Here is an 18,365-nt window from a genome sequence, read left to right on the forward strand (position 1 = left end):
TTCATAATGTTTTAAGTAGTAGTGCATGGCACACTTGTAAAATAAAGAAAACTGATGATGAAAAAATATATATTTTTAGTGGGATTGTTCGGACTCCTTTTGAGTTCGTGTATCAAAGATGATTCTACCTATGGACATGACAATGTGTCGCAATTAAGTTTGCAGACTCCTTTGGAGAAGACGTATACGTTGAACCAAGGTGAAGTGTTAAACCTTTCACCCTCTGTGGTTCAGACCAACGCTCAATTGCCTGTCACCTATGAATGGGAAGTAAATCACCAAAAGGTGTCAACGCAGCCCACTTTAAGTTATACGTGTACGAAATCGGGTATCTATCCCTGTCGGTTGAAGATTACCAATGGGCAGAACATACAGCTTTATGAATTCTCGCTCAATGTGGAGTTTGCCTATACTCAAGGTCTGTTTGTTTTGGCTGAGAAAGATAACCATGCCATTTTGACTTATGTGCCTTCCGATGCCTCGAGAAAGCATTTTGAGTTAGATGTTTTAGCACCCAATAATCCAGGAATTACCTTTGGTGCACCTTGTTCCATGACTTGGAACAAGAGCTTAGGCAACCAAGATAATAATATTTTAGTGTTGGCAGCTGGTAACCCTTCAACCATCTATCAATTGGATGGCTATGAAATGGTGTCAACATTCAAGACCAATGCGCCTGGACGTGTGTCACAAATTGTGCGTAGTTCGAACACCAGTGAATACCTGTCTATGTTGATTATCGATGGTGGATTGTATTCTTTAGCGGTGAATTCGACCAACCTTGTGCCCAAGACGGGAAACTTTAGCACGGTATTGGGCTATGTTCCCACGTTTGCAAACGTAATGGCTCCTTGGTGGAGAAATGATTTATTCTATGCACATGCTGATGCTTATTTCGATAATTCACGTGGTGCATTGTTAGCTTATGGTATTGAATCCACTGTTGTTCCTAAGGAAATTGTGCACGGAACCTTCACTGATGAAACGTTAGTGGGCATGGGAGGTGTTGACAAACAGCGTAATTTAGCAGTTGTTACCCATCATACAACGACAGGAAAATACTATCTTACGCATCTTTTCCCAGGCTATTATTCGGCAGATGCCAGCCGACGTATTGCGCCCAACGTGTTCTATCATGCCGAAATTCCTGCTGCAACAGGCATCACAACCAGCTCAATCGTTCGCACAGCACGCAGCAAGAACCTCGTTTATTTCACTGCAGGAAACAAGATTTATGCGCACAATGTGCTGGCTGGTACATCCATTTCAACCACACCGCTGTTCACTGTGGGGAGCGCTACAGAAACGATTGTCGACATGGTGTTCTCTGATGACGATGATAAATTGTATGTTGCAACAAATAGCACCACAGGAACACTGCCTGGAAATCTTTATTGTTATGATTTACAAGCCAACACCTTGCTTTGGCAGAAGCCCAATGTTACAGGGAAAATTGTGAAGATGTTATATCGAAATTAATATTATAGGAAATTAATACATGAATTTTTCAGTGTTTAAATCTTCTTTGGGGGGAGCTTTATTGCTTCTCTTCTCTCTACAAACGCCTGTGGTCTGCGCAGGAAATTTTCAAGCGTTTTCGGCTTCAAAGCCTAAAAAGGAAACGAAATATGACCGTCTTTTTAAGGACAAGAAGACCGAGACAGCGCGCAGTAAGTTTATTACCGTGCACAAGATGGACAACCGTATTTATTTTGAATTGCCCCGGACATTGCTTAAAAAGCAAATGATGTTGGGGGGAACGATTGTGTCGACAACCGATCCCGATTATGTTGTTGTGGGAGCGCACAATTTTAATCCTATCCTATTTTATTTCGATATCCAAGATAGTGCGGTTGTGATGAAGACACCCAATAATGTGTTGTTTCAAGATAATGGCGCTGATACCCAACTCAAAGGTGCGTTGGCGTTGACTTATCGTGATGCCATTTGGAATGGATTTAACATCGCAGCCTATTCCAACGACAGCAGTGCGGTGGTGTTTGATGTAACGTCTTTATTGGGAAAGCCCAATAGTGCGTTGGCTGTGATGCCTACCAAAAAAGGGAATTATGCGCTCAAAGCGACACCAAAATCAGAGTTGTCGTTCATTCGTTCGGTGAAGAGCTTTGACACGAACCTCACCATTACAAACGATTTCTCGTATGGCATTTCGAAATCATTGATGTCAATGCCTATTGGAGGTGAGATGCCAACGACTGTAGGAGTAAGTTATACCGTTGCTTTATTGCCCGAAAGTACCATGCGCCCACGTATCATGGATTCGCGTATTGGTGTGAATTCATCGGTTCGTCTGGAAATTCCTAATGGCGGAACAAAGAGTCAACGCATTTTTTATGCACATCGTTGGAATTTGGTTCCAAAAGATAAAAAAGGCTATGCTAAGGGAAAATTGACTGAACCCGTAGTGCCCATTCGTTTCTATGTGGACGATGCCTTCCCCGAAAACTGGAAGAAACCCATTCGTGAGGGTGTGTTACAGTGGAACAAGGCCTTTGAAAAAATAGGGTTTAAGAATGCGATAGAGGTAGTAGACCTCCCACAAAAGCGTGGTGATTTCGATCCTGATAACATTGAGTATTCGTGCATTCGCTATGTTCCGAGTGGTGCATCGGCTCTGCCTTCGAGTGATATTCATGTCAATCCTAACACGGGAGAGATTATGGAGGCTTCGATGTTTATCTATTCAAATGTAGAAACGTTGTTGCACCGGCAATCTTATGTTGAGACGGCTGCTGTTGATCCTTCTGTGCGTTCAAATCGTTTGCCCGAAGCAAAGTTTGCCGAAGCGCTATCTTTCTTGGTTACAAAGGAGATTGGTCGCATGTTAGGTCTTTTGGATAATCCTGGTGCCTCGGCCACTTATCCCACCGACTCGCTGCGTAATGCACGTTTCACAACGAGCATGGGGCTGACGCCTTCGGTGATGGACGATTTCCATTATAACACCATTGCACAACCTATGGATAAGGGCGTACGCTTGGTTCCTGCGGGCATCGGTATGTATGACGCATTCACCATCAATTGGAATTATCGTTATTTCAATCCCGAGCAGACCTCTATCAATGAGGAAAAGAAGATTTTGGAGGCTTTTGTTGATAGCAAAATCAAAAATCCTCGTCTCAGATATTATGATGCACGCTATAACAAATGGGATCCGCGTGCACAGTCAAGTTTGTTGGGAAGTGACTTCATTGCAACAGCTAACTACACGAATAAAAACCTGAGTATCGCCCAAAAGGGACTGACTTCTTGGATTAAGCATGATGAAGACAGCCGTATAAAAGAAAAACTTTATTGGGGAATTTCGCAAGCACGCTATGCACTTTTCCAGCAAGTGTTGAGCAATGTGGGAGGTATTTATATCAACAACATGAAGATTTCGTCGGGAGTGCCGCGCTATCAGGTGGTTTCCAAGGCGCTTCAGCAACGTTCTTTGCAATGGGTTTTGCAACAGGCGGTGCATTTCACCGACTATGCTGACCGCGCTTTCGAGCGTAAAGGGTTTATGGCTGTGAGCTATTACGACCAATCGTTGGAGTATATGGCTTATGAAATCTTGGCTGCCCGCACACGTGTTGCCGTGTCGGCCTATTTAAATCCAGCCACCTACTCGCAGAAAGATTATTTCGACGACGTGTTTAACGTGTTCTTTAAGAGTGCTGCAGAGCAGCGTGCCCCATCACAAGGCGAACGCATCATGCAGCGCACATTTATGAACTATGCGCAAGCAGCCGTTTCGAAGGTGACGGGTAGTGGAAGTTCTTCAGGCGCGTCGGGTGGGAGAGCAGCCTTTATGCAGGCTGAAACCAGCACTACACCAGGCTTTGGTGATCCTGGATTAAACCTCTCTCCCAATGTGGATCTTAACATTGCTGACAACTCTGAGCTCTATTTTTATAACAGCTTGCTGCGTTTGCGCCCCTTGTTGCAGAAATGTTTGAAGACTAATTTACCTCTTGCTGCAAAGACGCACTATGAGATGTTGCTGTTTAAGTTGAACAAAACCATGGAGGTGAAGAAATGATGCAACATAAGTATGTCTCTAAGCGTGCCGTTTTAGGTGCGACCCTGCTCGTTGTTTCGCTCGGCTTTTCGCTTTCTACGCAGGCTTTTCCTTTCTTTAAAAAGAAAAAGAAAGCCACGCCTATGGTGGTGAAAGATGCTTATACACGTGCTATTTCGGATGCCAAGACCGATTCGGCTAAGGGGTCTTTTATCTCGTTTTATCGCACAGAAGATAGGCTCTTGGTAGAGTTACCGCCCCAGACCTTGGGGCGCGACATGCTCATCGGCGCAACCATCTCATCCGTTTCCAATCCGCAGTTTGCCGAACTGGGATTTAACAATGGAGCGTTGACGCACATTCGCTTTATTGAAAAGGATAGTGCCATTGTGATGGAGGCGGTGAATTCTGAGATGATGGATGCGCTGCCAGGCAACACGCCAAAGCGTTCTGAAGAGCAGAACTATCGCAACCTCGATTTCTTTACGTTCCCCATCAAGGCGCGTAACAAGAAAACGGGAGGCATTCTCTTCGATGCTTCGTCGCTGTTCTTGCGCGAAAGCCGCTATTTCCCCGTCATCTCTAAGTCTGCAGGTCCATTTCGTGTGGATGCCGATTTAAAGGATAATCTGTCGCGTGTGACGGCAATGAAGGTGTTCGACACCAATGCCTGTGTGCAAATGGAACGCAATTACATCACCAACATGAGCGGTGGGAGTGGCAATGTGGCGGTGGGCAATTATCCCGTTTCTATTGGGGTGAACTTCACGTTGGCATTGCTGCCCGAGAAAGCTATGAAGCCTCGGTTGAGTGACACACGTGTGGGCATGTTCTTAACGCCGAAATCCATTGTCAACAATGGGCTTATTGAGCGGGTGAGTTTCATCAACCGTTGGCGCATAGAGCCTAAAGACACGGCCGCTTATTTCGCGGGGCAACTCACCGAACCCGTGAAACCCATCGTATATTATGTAGAAAACACCTTCCCAGCATTATGGAAGAAGGCCATTAAGGCTGGAATCTTGCGTTGGAATAAGGCTTTCGAGTGCATTGGATTTAAGAATGTGATGCAGGTAAAGGATTTCCCTACCGACGACCCTTCATTCGATCCCGACAACTTTAAATATTCGTGCATTCGCTATTTGCCGGTGGCTGTGGAGAATGCTATGGGACCTTCCTGGGTTGATCCGCGCACGGGCGAGATTGTCACGGCCACCGTATTGGTCTACAACGATGTGGTGAACACCATTAACAACTGGCGCTTTGTGCAGACGGCGCAGCGCGACCCTGCTGCACGTGCCGTGACCCTGCCCGACAGTTTGATGGCCTCGACGCTCGAATATATCATCGCACACGAGGTGGGTCACACACTCGGCTTCCCCCATAACATGGGAGCTTCGGCAGCATTTCCTACCGATTCGCTGCGGTCGGCTACCTTCACACAGCAATATGGCACCACACCTTCCATCATGGATTATGCGCGTTTCAACTACGTAGCGCAGCCCACCGACAACGGCGTGGCAATGGAACCGCCCTTCCTTGGCGTCTATGATTACTATGCTTTGGAGTGGGCCTATCGCGTGTTCCCTCATTCCAAGAGCTACAAAGACGACATCGCGCCGCTCAACAAGCTCGTCGAAGCCCATGCCAACGACCCCATGTATCGTTATGGCATGCAGCAAACGGGCATCAAATATGACGATTCTTCTATCGAAGAAGATTTGGGCAACGACCCTGTGAAGTCGAGCAATTATGGGTTGCAAAACCTCACCTACATCTTAAAACACTTTGATGAATGGATTCCCGACGGCGAAGACGGCACGCGCAAGGCCGAACTCTATCGTGCCATGGCCTCGCAATCTTATGGCTACATGCGCAACGTCTATGCCCACATCAGCGGCATCCATCTCTTGCAGTCGTCCGAATCGTCGGGTCTCCCGCGCTATCAGGTAGTGCCCAAAGTGCAACAACGCGCCGCAGCCTTGTGGATGTTGGACGAAGCTCGTCGCTTTGGCAAACGTGGAGTACCCGAAATCGAACAGCGATTGCCGCAGCTCAACAACCATCCTTATAAAATGCTCGAGAGCGGTGTGCAAGAATATGCCCTCTCAGCCACGCCGCGTCTGGCGCTGACCTATTACCTCGATTCCACGTCTTACTCGCCATTGGAATATTGCGACGACGTGTATCGAAACGTGTGGGCAAAGACGCTGGCGGGCGATGAGAACTTAGACGAGATCGATCGTTCGCTGCAAAACATCTATGTGGAGAAGTTGCGCCAGAATGTTGACGAGGTGAAGCAAATCGGCAAGGTGCGCAGCCTGCAAACCAACGCGCCCGATAGCGTGGCGTTCCTTAGCTTTGGTAGTGGGTATGGTGAGCCCGAATCAATGTGGACTGAGACCGTCGACCGCACTGCCGAATATATTTTCCACTACGCGCAGCAGCTCAAACAGCTGTTGGAAGCGCGCATCGCCACCACCCGTTCGTCGGCCGTCAAAGCCCATTACGAATTGCTCTACGCCCGCGTGTTGCGCTATCTCAACAGTTAGTTGAGCGGCACGCTGGCGACAAAACCCATGAGGGCGGGGATGCACAATAGCATCTTCGCCCTCATAGGTTAAGATAATGAGCGGTAAAAGCCACTTTAATGGCCAGCAATCCCGTAGCAGCACCTATTGCCGCCACATCTCCATGGTCGATGGAGGCGCAAGGAAGAAAGCGATGCGCGGTTATGTAGATGGCATCATGCCGTCTATCCCATCTATGGTTTTATGCTGTATGATGCCCCATTCGCCCCATTCGCGGTTCAAAAATCGTTTTGCAGCTTTCGGCAAATCGGCTCTCGCCACTTCCACCAATCGTTTGCGCACCCGCCTCACCCAAATGCAATCCGAATGGTCGTCGACACGCAATTCATAGTATTTCCGAGCACCCGAGCCCACGCTCCGTCCCGTGTAGTGCAGATGCACAGCGGCTGTGCCCAGTTGTTTGGCTAAGTCGTCAAACATCGGTTCGAGCATTTCGCGCTGCTCCTCAACCTTTGCCGTCGCCGTTTTAACGCGATTCATTTTCCGCTGTTTGAGCAGCGCACGACGATTGTCAACCAATTGATTATAGCGCGAGATGAGCTGCGTGATGGTTTCCGAAGGCTCGAGAAGATCCAAGGCATCAATGGCGCGCAAGATAACCGCGATAGCCTTGTCGGTGTCCTGCCGAAGTTTTTTCATGTTAAACTGCTTTTTATCTTCCTTAAACCTGCGCATAAACGCCTCGTCAAACGCTTTGTTGCGGTTGGCAATGCGCTTCACAATCGTTTCGGCATGCAATGTTTTTAGGGCTTTCACAGCTTCGGGCTCAGCTAAATCGGTCACCAGATTGCTCAGCCCTCCCGTTTTCTTATCAAAATTCATACGCACAATTCCTGGATAGCGCGACATGATTTCGGTCAGCACCTTCGTAGCCTCTTGCTCGGCCACATCTTCACTGTGCTTTCCCATTTTCACCGCATGTTGCAAAGCCTTGTAACCATTCACACGGCGGTTGTCCAACTCGCGCAATGGCTCCTCCTTCACATTGGCCTTCTTGGGATTGAGCGCCTCATCTTCAGCAGCAAGCGCGCGTTCCAAAAATGGCAGCCATTGCCCTAATTTCTCCACATTAGCCTCTTTTGCCATCGTCAAAAGGTGAAAAGCAAATTGATAATGCTCCAAGTTCTGGAGGTCACTCTTTCGTAAAGTCTTCAGCTCATTCATTTGATTTAGATTTATTATCAATGTAATATTCTGCATAAGCAGCTATGCAAAAATATAGAATTTTCTAATAGGTGATACTCGCGATGCCTACTTTTTTTTATTTTTTCCCATAATCACGCCCGTTCCTCATTCACAACCTATCATTTTCAATTCTTCCACCGCTGCAAAACAAGTATTATGAACAACAATACTCATTATTTATAGGTACACCAGTACTATCATATTTTATTTTTTATCATCCACCATAGTATAATCATCTATTGCCTTTCGCTTTCAGCGTTCCGCACCTACAAATAGCACATTTCCTTTTGCTCTTGCTTGTTCCACACCTGCAAAACCACCATCGCTTTTTGCTTTTAGCGTTCCGCACTTGCAGATAGCATATTTTCTTTTGCTCTTGCTTATTCCGCATCTGTAAACCTGTCATTGTATTTTGTTTTTAGCGTTCCGCACTTGCGGATAGCGTATTTACTTTTGCTTTCAGCGTTCCGCGCCTGTAGATAGCCCATTTCTTTTTTCTCTTGCTTATTCCGCACTTGCAAAACCACCATCTCTTTTTACTTTTAGCATTCCGCGCCTGTAGATAGCCCATTTCCTTTTACTCTTGCTTGTTCCACACCTGCAAAACCACAATCGCCTTTTGCTTTCAGTGTTCCGCGCATGCAAAACCACCATCGCATTTTGCTTTTAGTGTTCTGCACTTGCAGATAGCTAATTTCTTTTATTTTTGCTTGTTCCGCATCTGTAGGTAATATGTTGCATTTCATTTTCTACGGTTTTATAGCTGCAGAATGGCTATTATAATCGCGTTTTGATTTATTGACGATTGCAACTGCAATTCCATTTCTATTTCGGGGTTTGCAATGGAGAGTTTTCTGTGGAAAAGGCTGTTGTGGCGGCTGGAGGTTGGCTAAATGCGGTGAAATTGTGGCGGAGAAGCGTGTCGCGCGTTGGGTTTTTACCTATTTTTAGGTATTGCGAGTTTTCTATGAACTTTCTACCTTTGCAATACTTTTTTGCGCTGCGTGCCAAACCACGATGCGATGGGGCGGACGAAGCGGCCAAACATTAGTTATTTTTTTCATTAGAAACAATTTAAAATATGTTTTTCCTTTTACAATCAAAGATTAAATCTGCCTGTCGCTATCACGGTCTACTGCGATGGTTGGCGGCGGGGCTATGCCTGTGGATTGGGGTTGTGCTGGGCAGTGCGCATGGCTTTGTGGTGCATGTTGCTGCTGGCGATGACAACCCGCAAATGACATTTATTATTCAGACGGCCAGCACGCACGAGCCTATTGTGGGGGCGACGGTGCAAAGCGATGGGGCGCTCTCGGGCGCGGCTACCAATGGCGATGGGCGCTGCACGCTGCGTTTCAAACAGGGCGTGGGGCAAACGAAAATCGAGGTGTCTTCGGTGGGATATAAGCGCGTGGTGCGCACGGTGACGGTTCGCAATGGGCAAACGCTGACGCTGTTGCTGCAGGAGGATGCCAAGATGCTCGACAATGTGGTGGTGACGGCGCAGAAACGCCACACCGATGTGCTGCAACAGTCGGCTACGATTGATGCTGAGGCGTTGGAGAAAGGTGGTGCCAATTCGTTGGCCAAGATGTTGGAGAGCATTCCCGGCGTGAGTTCCATCAGCACGGGCAACACCATTGCCAAGCCTGTGATTCAGGGCATGCATAGCAGTCGCATTTTGCTCATTAATAATGGTGTGCGTTTGGAGAGCCAGAGCTGGGGTGCCGACCATGCGCCCGAGTTGGATTATACGGGTTCGAGCATGGTGGAAGTGGTGAAAGGTGCCGAGTGCATTCGCTACGGCTTTGGTGCGATGGGTGGAATCGTGTTGATGAACGATGCGCCGCTGCCTTATGGCTATCAGCGTGGCAAAGTGCGCGGCACGGTGAACCTTGGCTACGACACCAATGCGCGCGGCGTGAGTGGCAGTGGCAATGTGGAGATGGGCTATCGGCAGGTGGCGTTGCGCTTGCATGGTATGTACACGCGCGGCGGCGATTATCGCACGGCCGAATATTTGCTCAACAACACGGGCTACAACACCATTAGTTTGTCGGCCATGGCTGGCTGGCAAGGGCGCAAGCTTACGGCAACGCTCTTCTCGAGTATTTATTATCAGCGCAGTGGCATTTATTATGCGAGCAAAATATCTGATTTAGATCAGTTGCTGAAGCGTTTTGAATATGGACGTCCCGATCCCGAGAGTTTCTTTCCGTTTTCCTATCGCATCAAACCGCCGTTTCAACAGTCGCAGCATGTGACGCTCAAGGGCGAGCTGAAATGGGCGCTCAGCAAGCAACATCAAGTGGATTTCACGCTGTCGTTTCAGGAGAATTTGCGACAAGAGTTTGAAAATCGTAAAAAGGATCAGTGGAGTTGGATTCCCGTGCAGGATTTAATCCTCAAAACCTATAAGTTTGATGTGTTGTGGCATGCCAAATGGCGATTGTGGAATATGTCGACCGAGGCGGGGGTGTCGAACACTTATCAAACCAATTTCAACTATCCCGGCACGAAGCAACCCGCCTTTGTGCCCAACTTTGCAGCGCTCTCGATGGGTGGTTTCTTTCTGCACAAGGCGCAGTTTGGCAAGTTGCAATGTGCGCTGGGGGCACGCTATGATTTTCGTGTGATGTCGGTCAATGGCTATACGAGTTTGAGTAACTACACTTATTACGACGACTTTAAACTCTATAGCAACTTCACGGCGAGCTTGGCTGGGCATTATCAGTTTAACGAACAGTGGGACGTTCGGGCGAATGTGGGCTGGTCGTGGCGTCCACCCGATATCAACGAGCTTTATGCCATCGGTCTGCAGGACGGCTCTTATTGGGTGGTGGGCAACCGCCATTTGGCCAGTGAACGCGGCTATAAATCGGTCTTTGGCGCTCGCTATCGCACGCCATGGCTGTCGGTGGAGCCGAGTTTCTTTTATCAGCGCATCAACAGCTACATCTACGACCACATTGGAACGGGAAAGGATCGCTTTCAGAACCGCCCGAGCGGGAAATATCCTAAGTTTATCTACGACCAAGACAACGTGAGGCTCTACGGCGGCGATGTGGAGGTGACGGTGAAGCCGCTGAACGATTTGACGTTTGTGGGCAAGGGCGAATGGACGTTTGCGCGCAATATCACACGCAATGATTGGCTCCCGTTTATGCCGTCGGATCGTTACGGCCTTTCGGGCAATTACGCACGTAGCTTTTCGAGTGGAAAGAAATATCGGGCATCGCTCTCGCTTTCGGGCATCTATGTGACGAAGCAACGGCGTTTCGACCCCGATAAAGATTTGGTGAGCGACTCGCCTGCGGGCTATTTCTTATTGAACGGGACGCTTGACTTTTCGATAAATTTCGCCCACAAAAGACAATGGAAAATCATGCTCGTGGGTGAGAACATGCTCAATGCCTTGTATAAAGAGTATACCGACCGCTTTCGTTATTATGCGCACGAACGCGGCGTGAATTATTCGCTGCGCACCATTTATAAATTTTAATTCGGAGCAAAATGAAACAATTGTATATCTTCATTAGCGCGATGCTGCTCTTCGCGAGCTGTTCGAACGAGCGCGTGGACGACTTTTTTAAGCGAATTATCCAAGCGCCGCCCTCCTCAATAGAGCGCGATGTGAAAGGGCACGATCAAATTTATGCTGTACACGCAATCCTGCGCATGGGCTATCGAGGAGGACTGGTTGGCGTGGGACCCAATGGCGATGACTCCGTGCGCGCTTATAACACCTATCATGTGACGGGGGATAGCACGCTCGTCCCTATTCTGCAAGAGATTGACATTGCGCGCGACGATGACGGACAAATGGTCATCACTACCGCACGTAAGCAATTCGATGTCGTGGCATCTGACAAGATTTATTATGGGTTGGAACTGCGTTATTACGACCAGAATGGGCTACTCATCAACCATCAATTCTCGGGTTATCCCTATAAAAAGGATAAAGACGGGGTGAATATTCCTGATGAGGACAATGCCACACTTCTCGTCCATCAGCATTTCTTCACTGTCGGCAATGCCTCGCTTGATCAGCGGCAGGAAGACGATAAAGAAATCGTCCGCGGCATTCAATTGGCCTATCCGCGCACGTTAGAGCAGCCTTCCACCTATTATGACCGCTATACTTTTCGTGGCGAGGGCGCGCAAGCCGAGCCCGCATCAAAGTATTCGGCTGTGAATATCTTTGCACCAGCGCATTTCACATTGGGACAAAACCAAGTACGCTATGACGAAAACTTGTCGTGGGTGGCAATTGAACGATCGGGAAAGCCCGAAGCCATGTTACCTTATGTCGCGCCTGATGGGCAGAGCTACTCACTTTATCGCGCCATCGACATGATGAAGTTGAATGCGCTCACACCCGAGATTTTCACCTACGACTACCGTGATACCGATCCCGTAGAGGAGGAATTGGGTAAAACATTCCTTGATGCCTACAACGACGACTTCATCGACCCCGATACCGACGCACCGCGCCAACGCTATGGCGAGACGGTGGGCTTATTGCGACAAGGGAGAAGCTTAGAAGCTGGCGCGCCATTCGACCGCTTAGGATTTAAGGGTATCATGCAGTTCAAGCAGGGCAGAATGGCGTTTCAGTTGCAAATCAAAATCTGCCATATCCTCAATAAGGGGCAACAGCACGTAGGCGAAGCCGAGCGGCCAGCTAAATACTGCAATACGGAGAACAGCGAACACGACTATCTGTGGAACTTCAACCAATTGCAGGCCGGATGGGATAGCTTCGACATCGATTACCCGCTGTCGGTGCGTATCTTGGCCGACACGCGCGACGGCGAGACGCAATGTTGTGCCGATATCAAGCGATTTTATCCGCAGGCCGATGCTCACGCGCTTTGGCGCATGCTCAATAATCCTGCGTCTTTTTTCACCCAATATAGACATCATCTTGTTTTAATGTAGCACGAAAACAAAGCAAACAATGAATAGAATATTTCGACATATATTTATCGTCGCGGGCATCTCCGCACTTTGCACGGCGTGTGACGACTTCGTATTTGGCAACGTCCACGTTGATTATAGCGAGAATCCCTTAGCTGCGAAAGGCATCGCACACAGCGGAGCCGACCGCTACGTGGATAGTCTGATGAAAATAAAGGTGACGCAGCCCATCAACAACCCCGATCCGCAAGGCGCATTCAACAACTGGGCCACATGCTTGGCTATGTTTAAGGAAGGACATTCGCATGGCGACGGAATGATGCATGGGAACTTTGTCTATCGCAACGCGCCGTGGCGACAGGAGCAATTTGTCATCATCCACAACAACAATACAGCCTGGCCCACGGTTGCGGTAGATCGCCAAAGCACCGTTACCTTCTTAGAGCAAAACGAGGGAAAGCGCGGACCCGACTATATCCGCATCATTGGCGGAAGGTTGAAGCGCTGGGGCTTGTGTCTCTACTTCTTCGACAAAGAGGGACGGCTCCTCAACGACGATATCCTCAACCACTCGGATGAGTATCAAATCTTTTTCACCGTGAGCGACGTCGACGACAAAGGGCAGCCCTACACAGTGACCGATTGCCGTGGAACGTGGCATCCGAGGCACACTTCCTATGGAGAATGGAGGCGGGGAGGCACTATCGACACAACTCCCGTGCCATCTCCTTTCTTTGCCGATAGCATTTCGTGGAAACAACGGGCTAATGCCACCCCGAAAGTCTTTGAATACACCTACCGCGACACATGGATTCACGATGCTATGGCCGACGGAGCGCGTGAATTGTTTAATCAGCGCCTGCTTCCTCCTTTAGGACGCACGGACGCCGACTGGGCAGTGGCGCCTTACGACCAAGATCGTGTGGGATTGAAAGGACACTTCAATTTTGATATTGAAGCCGACGAGAACGACAGCCGTCACACCGAGTGGCCGCTTGAAATCACTCGCCGCATGAATCCCGCCACAGGAGAGACGGGCATGTACACGCGCCCATCCTATTTGCTGCCCCGATTCTTCCTTTCGGTGCGCGTCATGAAGTGCCCGAAGGGCAGAAAGGCTCTCATTCCGCGCGACGCATACTTGCAGCGCCACTCCACCTACGAATTTCTCAGTCCCTTTATCTGCGCGGAGGCCTATAACCCCGATGAGGCGAAAGAATATGGCAACAATTCAGAGTGGAAAGAGGTGTTGCGCTTCAACATTCCCATCAAAGTGTTCTGCAGTAGCTTCGATACCGACCCCACAACCATCGATCCCAACGATCCGCTTTATTATTATTTAGGTCTTGAAATTGGTTTGACACCGGAAGAAGCACTCGAAGCCGCTCAAAACGTGCAAACCCACGGCGTCGGAGGTGGGCGCGGCTTAGGCAACTGGTTTCTATAACGAACGATGATTTATCACAACAACACAATATGAAAACAATTTCTCACATTCGATATGCAGCACTTCTGCTGCTTGTTGCGCTCACGGGTTGCGTTCGAAATGAGCTTCCCGAGAAGCGAACCACCTCGAAAACGCGCGTCGATCATCTTCTTATCAAAGAAGTCTTCTACGCAGGCCATTATTGGGTGCGTGACGTGCGACGATGGGGCATGCGCAATCAACCGCAAATGTATAACGACGACCAATACATCGAGATTTATAATCCCACGGACGAGATTAAGTATCTCGACGGGCTGGCACTTTGTACAAATGCAATTGACCCCACTACTATCATTCAGTTTGCTCCTAAAGATGACTTTATCAATCGATATTACGGTGTGAGTGCTATTTCTTTTTTCCCCGGAAACGGCACGCAGTATCCCGTGCAACCTCATAAATCTGTCATCATCGCAAAGTATGCCATCGACCACGAAAAGCGTTTCATCGCAGACTTGCGCGCTAGTGCCGAGGAGGAAGGGGAGGAGCTCGACCTTGATATGTACAAAGGATACGAGGCTTTTCTTGACCTCACAAAGGCCGATTTTGAATGGACGATGCCCACGGGAGGTCGAAACGACAAAAATAATCCCGACGTGCCTGATATGCAGCCCATCTATATGACGAAGAAAGCCGATGGCAAGCTTGCGTGGCAGTTCGAACTCACTTTTCTCTCTGAACACACGGGGTTGGCACTCGTCCGCTTGCCTTGGACGCCCGACGACTTCAAAAAGAACCTCAGCGATAGCAAGGATCACAAAGGTTACCGACATTATATTACCGTCACAAGTAGCCAATTTGCCGATTTCTATGTTATAGAGGTTCCCTTTGACCACGTGATTGACTGCATGACGATTTGTCCTAAGAGCCGTTTCCAAATGCGACCAAGCAAATTGGATAAGGGATACAACGCAGTGACCGATGTTGGCTTCTCGTCGTTAAAGTCGAGCGACTTGCCCATATATTCGGGCTTAGCGCTCACCAGGAAGTGGGACGGACGCAAGTTTGTCGACGACGACAACTCAAAGAGCGACTTCGAAGTGAAGGTGGCATCGCTATCGCGACGCGATAAGAAGGGCAACCCCATTAAATGATGTAGTTTATTGATTTTTACACTTCCCGAAAATCTATTCCAAAATAGCACCATCTTTGCGACATGGCTCGCAAAGATGGTGCTTTCTTTTTATATCCTCGCGAAATTACTCGCATGTGTAATATGAATGAGTAATTATACAAGAATGCTACTCGCATAGAAAATATATCTTTGTGCATTCATGAAATAATCATGCGCAAGCCAAAATTCAAAAAACGACATGTTTGCGGAATGTTCCGCAAATGTGATTCCGCTCTGGAACGACTTGCGGAGAGTTCCGCAAACACATTTCCACTTGGGAATAGACTTGCGGAGAGTTCCGCAAACGCATTTCCACTCGGGAACAGACTTGCGGAGAGTTCCGCAAACATATTTCCACTCGGAAACAGACTTGCGGAGAGTTCCGCAAATACATTTCCACTCGGGAACAGACTTGCGGAGAAATATGCAAAAAAGGCAAAAAATAGAAACACACTTGAGCGTTATTTCTCGAGTGTGTTTCTATTATGTAATAACGTTAATCTCTTTTATACAAGTTTATTTCAGCAAATCGGCATGCTTTAGTCTTGGAAATAAACGCGCTTTACGCGGTTGCTGATGCCTGTGAGCACCTCATAGGGGATTGTTCCCATGATATCGCTCAATGCGGTGACGGGAAGATGGTCGCCGAATACCTCCACGCGGTCGCCTTCCTGACACGCAATGTCGGTGACATCAATCATCGCCACATCCATGCAAATATTTCCCACGTAGTCGGCCCGTTTGCCGTTCACGAGGCAGTAACCTTTGCGATTACTGAGTCGGCGGTCGAGTCCATCGGCATATCCTATGGGTATTGCACCGATGATACTATCTCGTGTGAGGAATGTTTTGCGACTATATCCGATGCTTTCTCCTTGCGGCACGCGATGTAGCTGCAAGATGGTGGTCTGCAAGGTGCTGACGTTGTTCAGTGTCTTGTTATTGCGTGGATTGATGCCATAGAGGCCCAGCCCAAGGCGGCACATGTCCATTTGTCGCTCGGGGAAGTGCTCGATGCCAGCGCTATTGTCCATATGGCGTAAAATCTTGTGGTCGAAAGCAGCTTGCAGTTGTTCACTACCGAGTAGGAAGAGTTGATATTGCTCGTCGCTGAAGTGATCGAAGTCGTCGCTGTCCGACCCAACGAAGTGGCTGAACACCGAGCGAGGAATGATGGCATTCTGACGTTTCAATCGGGCAATCAACTCGTTCATGTCTTCTCGCGGATTGAAGCCTAAGCGGTGCATGCCAGTGTCGAGCTTAATATGTACGGGGTATCCAGTGATTCCTTCCTTTTCGGCAGACTTCACAAGGGCGTCGAGCAGGCGGAAGGAGTAAACTTCGGGCTCCAAATCGTAGTCGAATATCGTCTTGAAGGCTGTCATTTCGGGATTCATGATCATGATGTTGCTCGTGATGCCATTGCGGCGCAACGTAACGCCCTCGTCGGCCACGGCCACGGCTAAGTAGTCCACCCTATGCTCTTGCAGGGTCTTCGCAATCTCTACGCTGCCCGCCCCATAGGCGTCGGCCTTGATCATGCAAACCAATTTTGTGCTCGCATGCAAGAAACTGCGATAATAATTAAGATTTTTCACCACCGCATTGAGGTTTACTTCGAGCGTGGTCTCGTGTACGCGTTTCACAAGGAGGTCGGTGATTTGCTCGAAGTTAAAGCTGCGTGCCCCTTTCAACAAGATGACTTCATCGTGGAGTTGGCTAAAGGCCGCACTGGAGATGAAGTCTTCAACGGTGGGAAAGAAGTGTTTCTCGGGCACCTCGATGGATAGGGCATGGGCACAGAGCTCGCTCCCAATGCCAATGAACTTTTCGATGCCGCGTTGGCGGCAAAGCGTGCCCACCTCGCGATAGAGCGCATCGGGTGTGAGGCCGCTCTGGAAGATGTCGCTCAGAATCAACGTGTGTCGGCGGCCTTGATGGTCGGGGCGGCGATTCATAAAGTCTAATGCGATGTCTAACGCATTGATGTCGGAGTTGTAGCTGTCGTTAATGAGTGTGCACCCATGCTGTCCCTCTTTCACCTCCAAGCGCATGGCGATAGGCTCTAACTGCGCCATGCGTTGCGCTAAGGTTTCGGGACTGATACCCAATTTAAGGGCAACGAGCGCACAAGCAAAGGAGTTGCTAATGGAGGCCTCGTCGATGAACGGCAGCCGATAGCTGTTCGTCTCGCCTGCGTAGCGATAGGTCACGAGGGTTGCGGAGTCGCTCTTTTCCACCTTTTCTATATAGAAGGGGGCTGCGGCATCCGCGCACGACCAAAACAGCTGTTCGGCATGCAAATCATGTTGCTCGCTAATGCAATGCTTCACGAGAACATCGTCGCCATTGTAGACGACAACTTGTGCATCGTGAAAAAGTTGCAACTTCTCCATGCATTTAGCTTCGCGACTATCGAAATTCTCTTGGTGAGCGTCTCCGATGTTAGTAAGCACAGCTATCGTGGGCTGTATGATGTTACGCAATGCTCGCATTTCGCCTGGTTTGCTGATTCCGGCTTCGAAAATACCCAGCTCGGAGTGTCGATCTAAGAGCCAGACGCTCAGCGGAACGCCCACTTGCGAGTTATAGCTGCGTGGGGAACGTGTCACCATGAAGTCGCCGCTGAGAAGCTGGTTTAACCATTCTTTCACCATCGTCTTTCCATTGCTGCCGGTGATTCCGATGATTGGCACATTGAACTCGTCACGGTGCCTTTCGGCTAAGCGTTGCAGCGCTTCCAAAGTGTCGGTCACTAACAAGAAATTGGCGTCGGGATAACGTTGCGCGAAGTCTTGCGGGAGCGTTGCGACAACAAAATTTTGGACGCCGCGTGCATAAAGCTCGTTAATGTAGCGATGCCCATCGTTGCGGCCGCTGCGCAAGGCGAAAAATAAGGTTTCCTCAGGGAAGCAGAGCGAACGACTGTCGGAAAGGATGAAGCTTATTTGGGTGTCGCGCTCGCCAAAACGACGTGCGCCAATAAGCGTGGTTACTTTTTCAATTGAATAAGTCATCGTGCGATTATTATTTTTTATTTTCCCACAA

10 protein-coding genes are annotated in these 18,365 nt (G+C 48.8%); 7 read left to right on the forward strand and 3 right to left on the reverse strand.

The genetic code is table 11. From position 1 onward, the window contains the following. Positions 1–54: 54 nt before the first annotated feature. The 3 genes from X919_RS0111680 to X919_RS0111690 are packed head-to-tail and all read left to right on the forward strand — an operon-like array spanning position 55 to position 6,576. The gene (locus tag X919_RS0111680) at positions 55–1,479 is read left to right on the forward strand and encodes a PKD-like domain-containing protein (RefSeq protein WP_028900270.1); all 1,425 of its coding nucleotides are present in this window, start codon (positions 55–57) and stop codon (positions 1,477–1,479) included. 19 nt (positions 1,480–1,498) lie between these two features. Then, positions 1,499–4,045, forward strand: coding sequence for a zinc-dependent metalloprotease (locus X919_RS0111685; protein ID WP_028900271.1), 2,547 nt, complete (start codon positions 1,499–1,501; stop codon positions 4,043–4,045). Continuing rightward, the gene (locus X919_RS0111690; RefSeq protein WP_028900272.1) at positions 4,045–6,576 is read left to right on the forward strand and encodes a zinc-dependent metalloprotease; all 2,532 of its coding nucleotides are present in this window, start codon (positions 4,045–4,047) and stop codon (positions 6,574–6,576) included. Before X919_RS0111685 ends, X919_RS0111690 begins: the two co-directional genes overlap by 1 nt. Before the next feature lie 180 nt (positions 6,577–6,756). Here the strand turns inward: X919_RS0111690 and X919_RS15380 are convergent, their stop codons facing one another. Then, positions 6,757–7,779 carry a DUF6261 family protein gene (locus X919_RS15380; protein WP_051502527.1) on the reverse strand — a complete coding sequence of 341 codons (1,023 nt, stop codon included), beginning with the start codon at positions 7,777–7,779 and terminating at the stop codon, positions 6,757–6,759. Between the two features lie 563 nt (positions 7,780–8,342). Continuing rightward, on the reverse strand, positions 8,343–8,546 hold the full coding sequence (locus tag X919_RS0111705) for a hypothetical protein (RefSeq protein ID WP_028900273.1): 204 nt from the start codon (positions 8,544–8,546) through the stop codon (positions 8,343–8,345). Between the two features lie 491 nt (positions 8,547–9,037). On the opposite strand from X919_RS0111705, the gene X919_RS0111715 reads away from it, so the two are divergent. Genes X919_RS0111715 through X919_RS0111730 form a run of 4 tightly spaced genes read left to right on the forward strand, consistent with a single transcriptional unit; the run spans position 9,038 to position 15,297 of the window. Next, positions 9,038–11,302, forward strand: coding sequence for a TonB-dependent receptor (locus tag X919_RS0111715; protein ID WP_081759470.1), 2,265 nt, complete (start codon positions 9,038–9,040; stop codon positions 11,300–11,302). Positions 11,303–11,313: 11 nt separating this feature from the next. Beyond that, a complete protein-coding gene (locus X919_RS0111720) occupies positions 11,314–12,741 on the forward strand; it encodes a hypothetical protein (RefSeq protein WP_028900276.1) in 1,428 nt (475 codons plus the stop codon). Between the two features lie 19 nt (positions 12,742–12,760). After that, positions 12,761–14,167, forward strand: a complete 1,407-nt coding sequence (locus X919_RS0111725; RefSeq protein ID WP_028900277.1) for a hypothetical protein — start codon at positions 12,761–12,763, stop codon at positions 14,165–14,167. A 29-nt stretch (positions 14,168–14,196) separates the two neighbouring features. Further along, complete coding sequence (locus X919_RS0111730) at positions 14,197–15,297, forward strand: DUF4876 domain-containing protein (protein WP_028900278.1); 1,101 nt, start codon at positions 14,197–14,199, stop codon at positions 15,295–15,297. A 559-nt stretch (positions 15,298–15,856) separates the two neighbouring features. On the opposite strand, the gene X919_RS0111745 is transcribed toward X919_RS0111730, so the two are convergent. Continuing rightward, positions 15,857–18,334, reverse strand: coding sequence for a bifunctional UDP-N-acetylmuramoyl-tripeptide:D-alanyl-D-alanine ligase/alanine racemase (locus X919_RS0111745; protein WP_028900280.1), 2,478 nt, complete (start codon positions 18,332–18,334; stop codon positions 15,857–15,859). Between the last annotated feature and the right edge of the window lie 31 nt (positions 18,335–18,365).

The sequence above is a fragment of the Prevotella sp. HJM029 genome, from assembly GCF_000599605.1.
In the GTDB taxonomy this organism is placed as follows: Bacteria; Bacteroidota; Bacteroidia; order Bacteroidales; family Bacteroidaceae; genus Prevotella.

Excerpts from the sequence above, each read along its gene's own strand:
- X919_RS0111680 (WP_028900270.1), top strand. The coding sequence starts at position 55 with ATGATGAAAAAATATATATTTTTAGTGGGATTGTTCGGACTCCTTTTG.
- X919_RS0111685 (WP_028900271.1), top strand. The coding sequence starts at position 1,499 with ATGAATTTTTCAGTGTTTAAATCTTCTTTGGGGGGAGCTTTATTGCTT.
- X919_RS0111690 (WP_028900272.1), top strand. The coding sequence starts at position 4,045 with ATGCAACATAAGTATGTCTCTAAGCGTGCCGTTTTAGGTGCGACCCTG.
- X919_RS15380 (WP_051502527.1), bottom strand. The coding sequence starts at position 7,779 with ATGAATGAGCTGAAGACTTTACGAAAGAGTGACCTCCAGAACTTGGAG.
- X919_RS0111705 (WP_028900273.1), bottom strand. The coding sequence starts at position 8,546 with ATGAAATGCAACATATTACCTACAGATGCGGAACAAGCAAAAATAAAA.
- X919_RS0111715 (WP_081759470.1), top strand. The coding sequence starts at position 9,038 with ATGACATTTATTATTCAGACGGCCAGCACGCACGAGCCTATTGTGGGG.
- X919_RS0111720 (WP_028900276.1), top strand. The coding sequence starts at position 11,314 with ATGAAACAATTGTATATCTTCATTAGCGCGATGCTGCTCTTCGCGAGC.
- X919_RS0111725 (WP_028900277.1), top strand. The coding sequence starts at position 12,761 with ATGAATAGAATATTTCGACATATATTTATCGTCGCGGGCATCTCCGCA.
- X919_RS0111730 (WP_028900278.1), top strand. The coding sequence starts at position 14,197 with ATGAAAACAATTTCTCACATTCGATATGCAGCACTTCTGCTGCTTGTT.
- X919_RS0111745 (WP_028900280.1), bottom strand. The coding sequence starts at position 18,334 with ATGACTTATTCAATTGAAAAAGTAACCACGCTTATTGGCGCACGTCGT.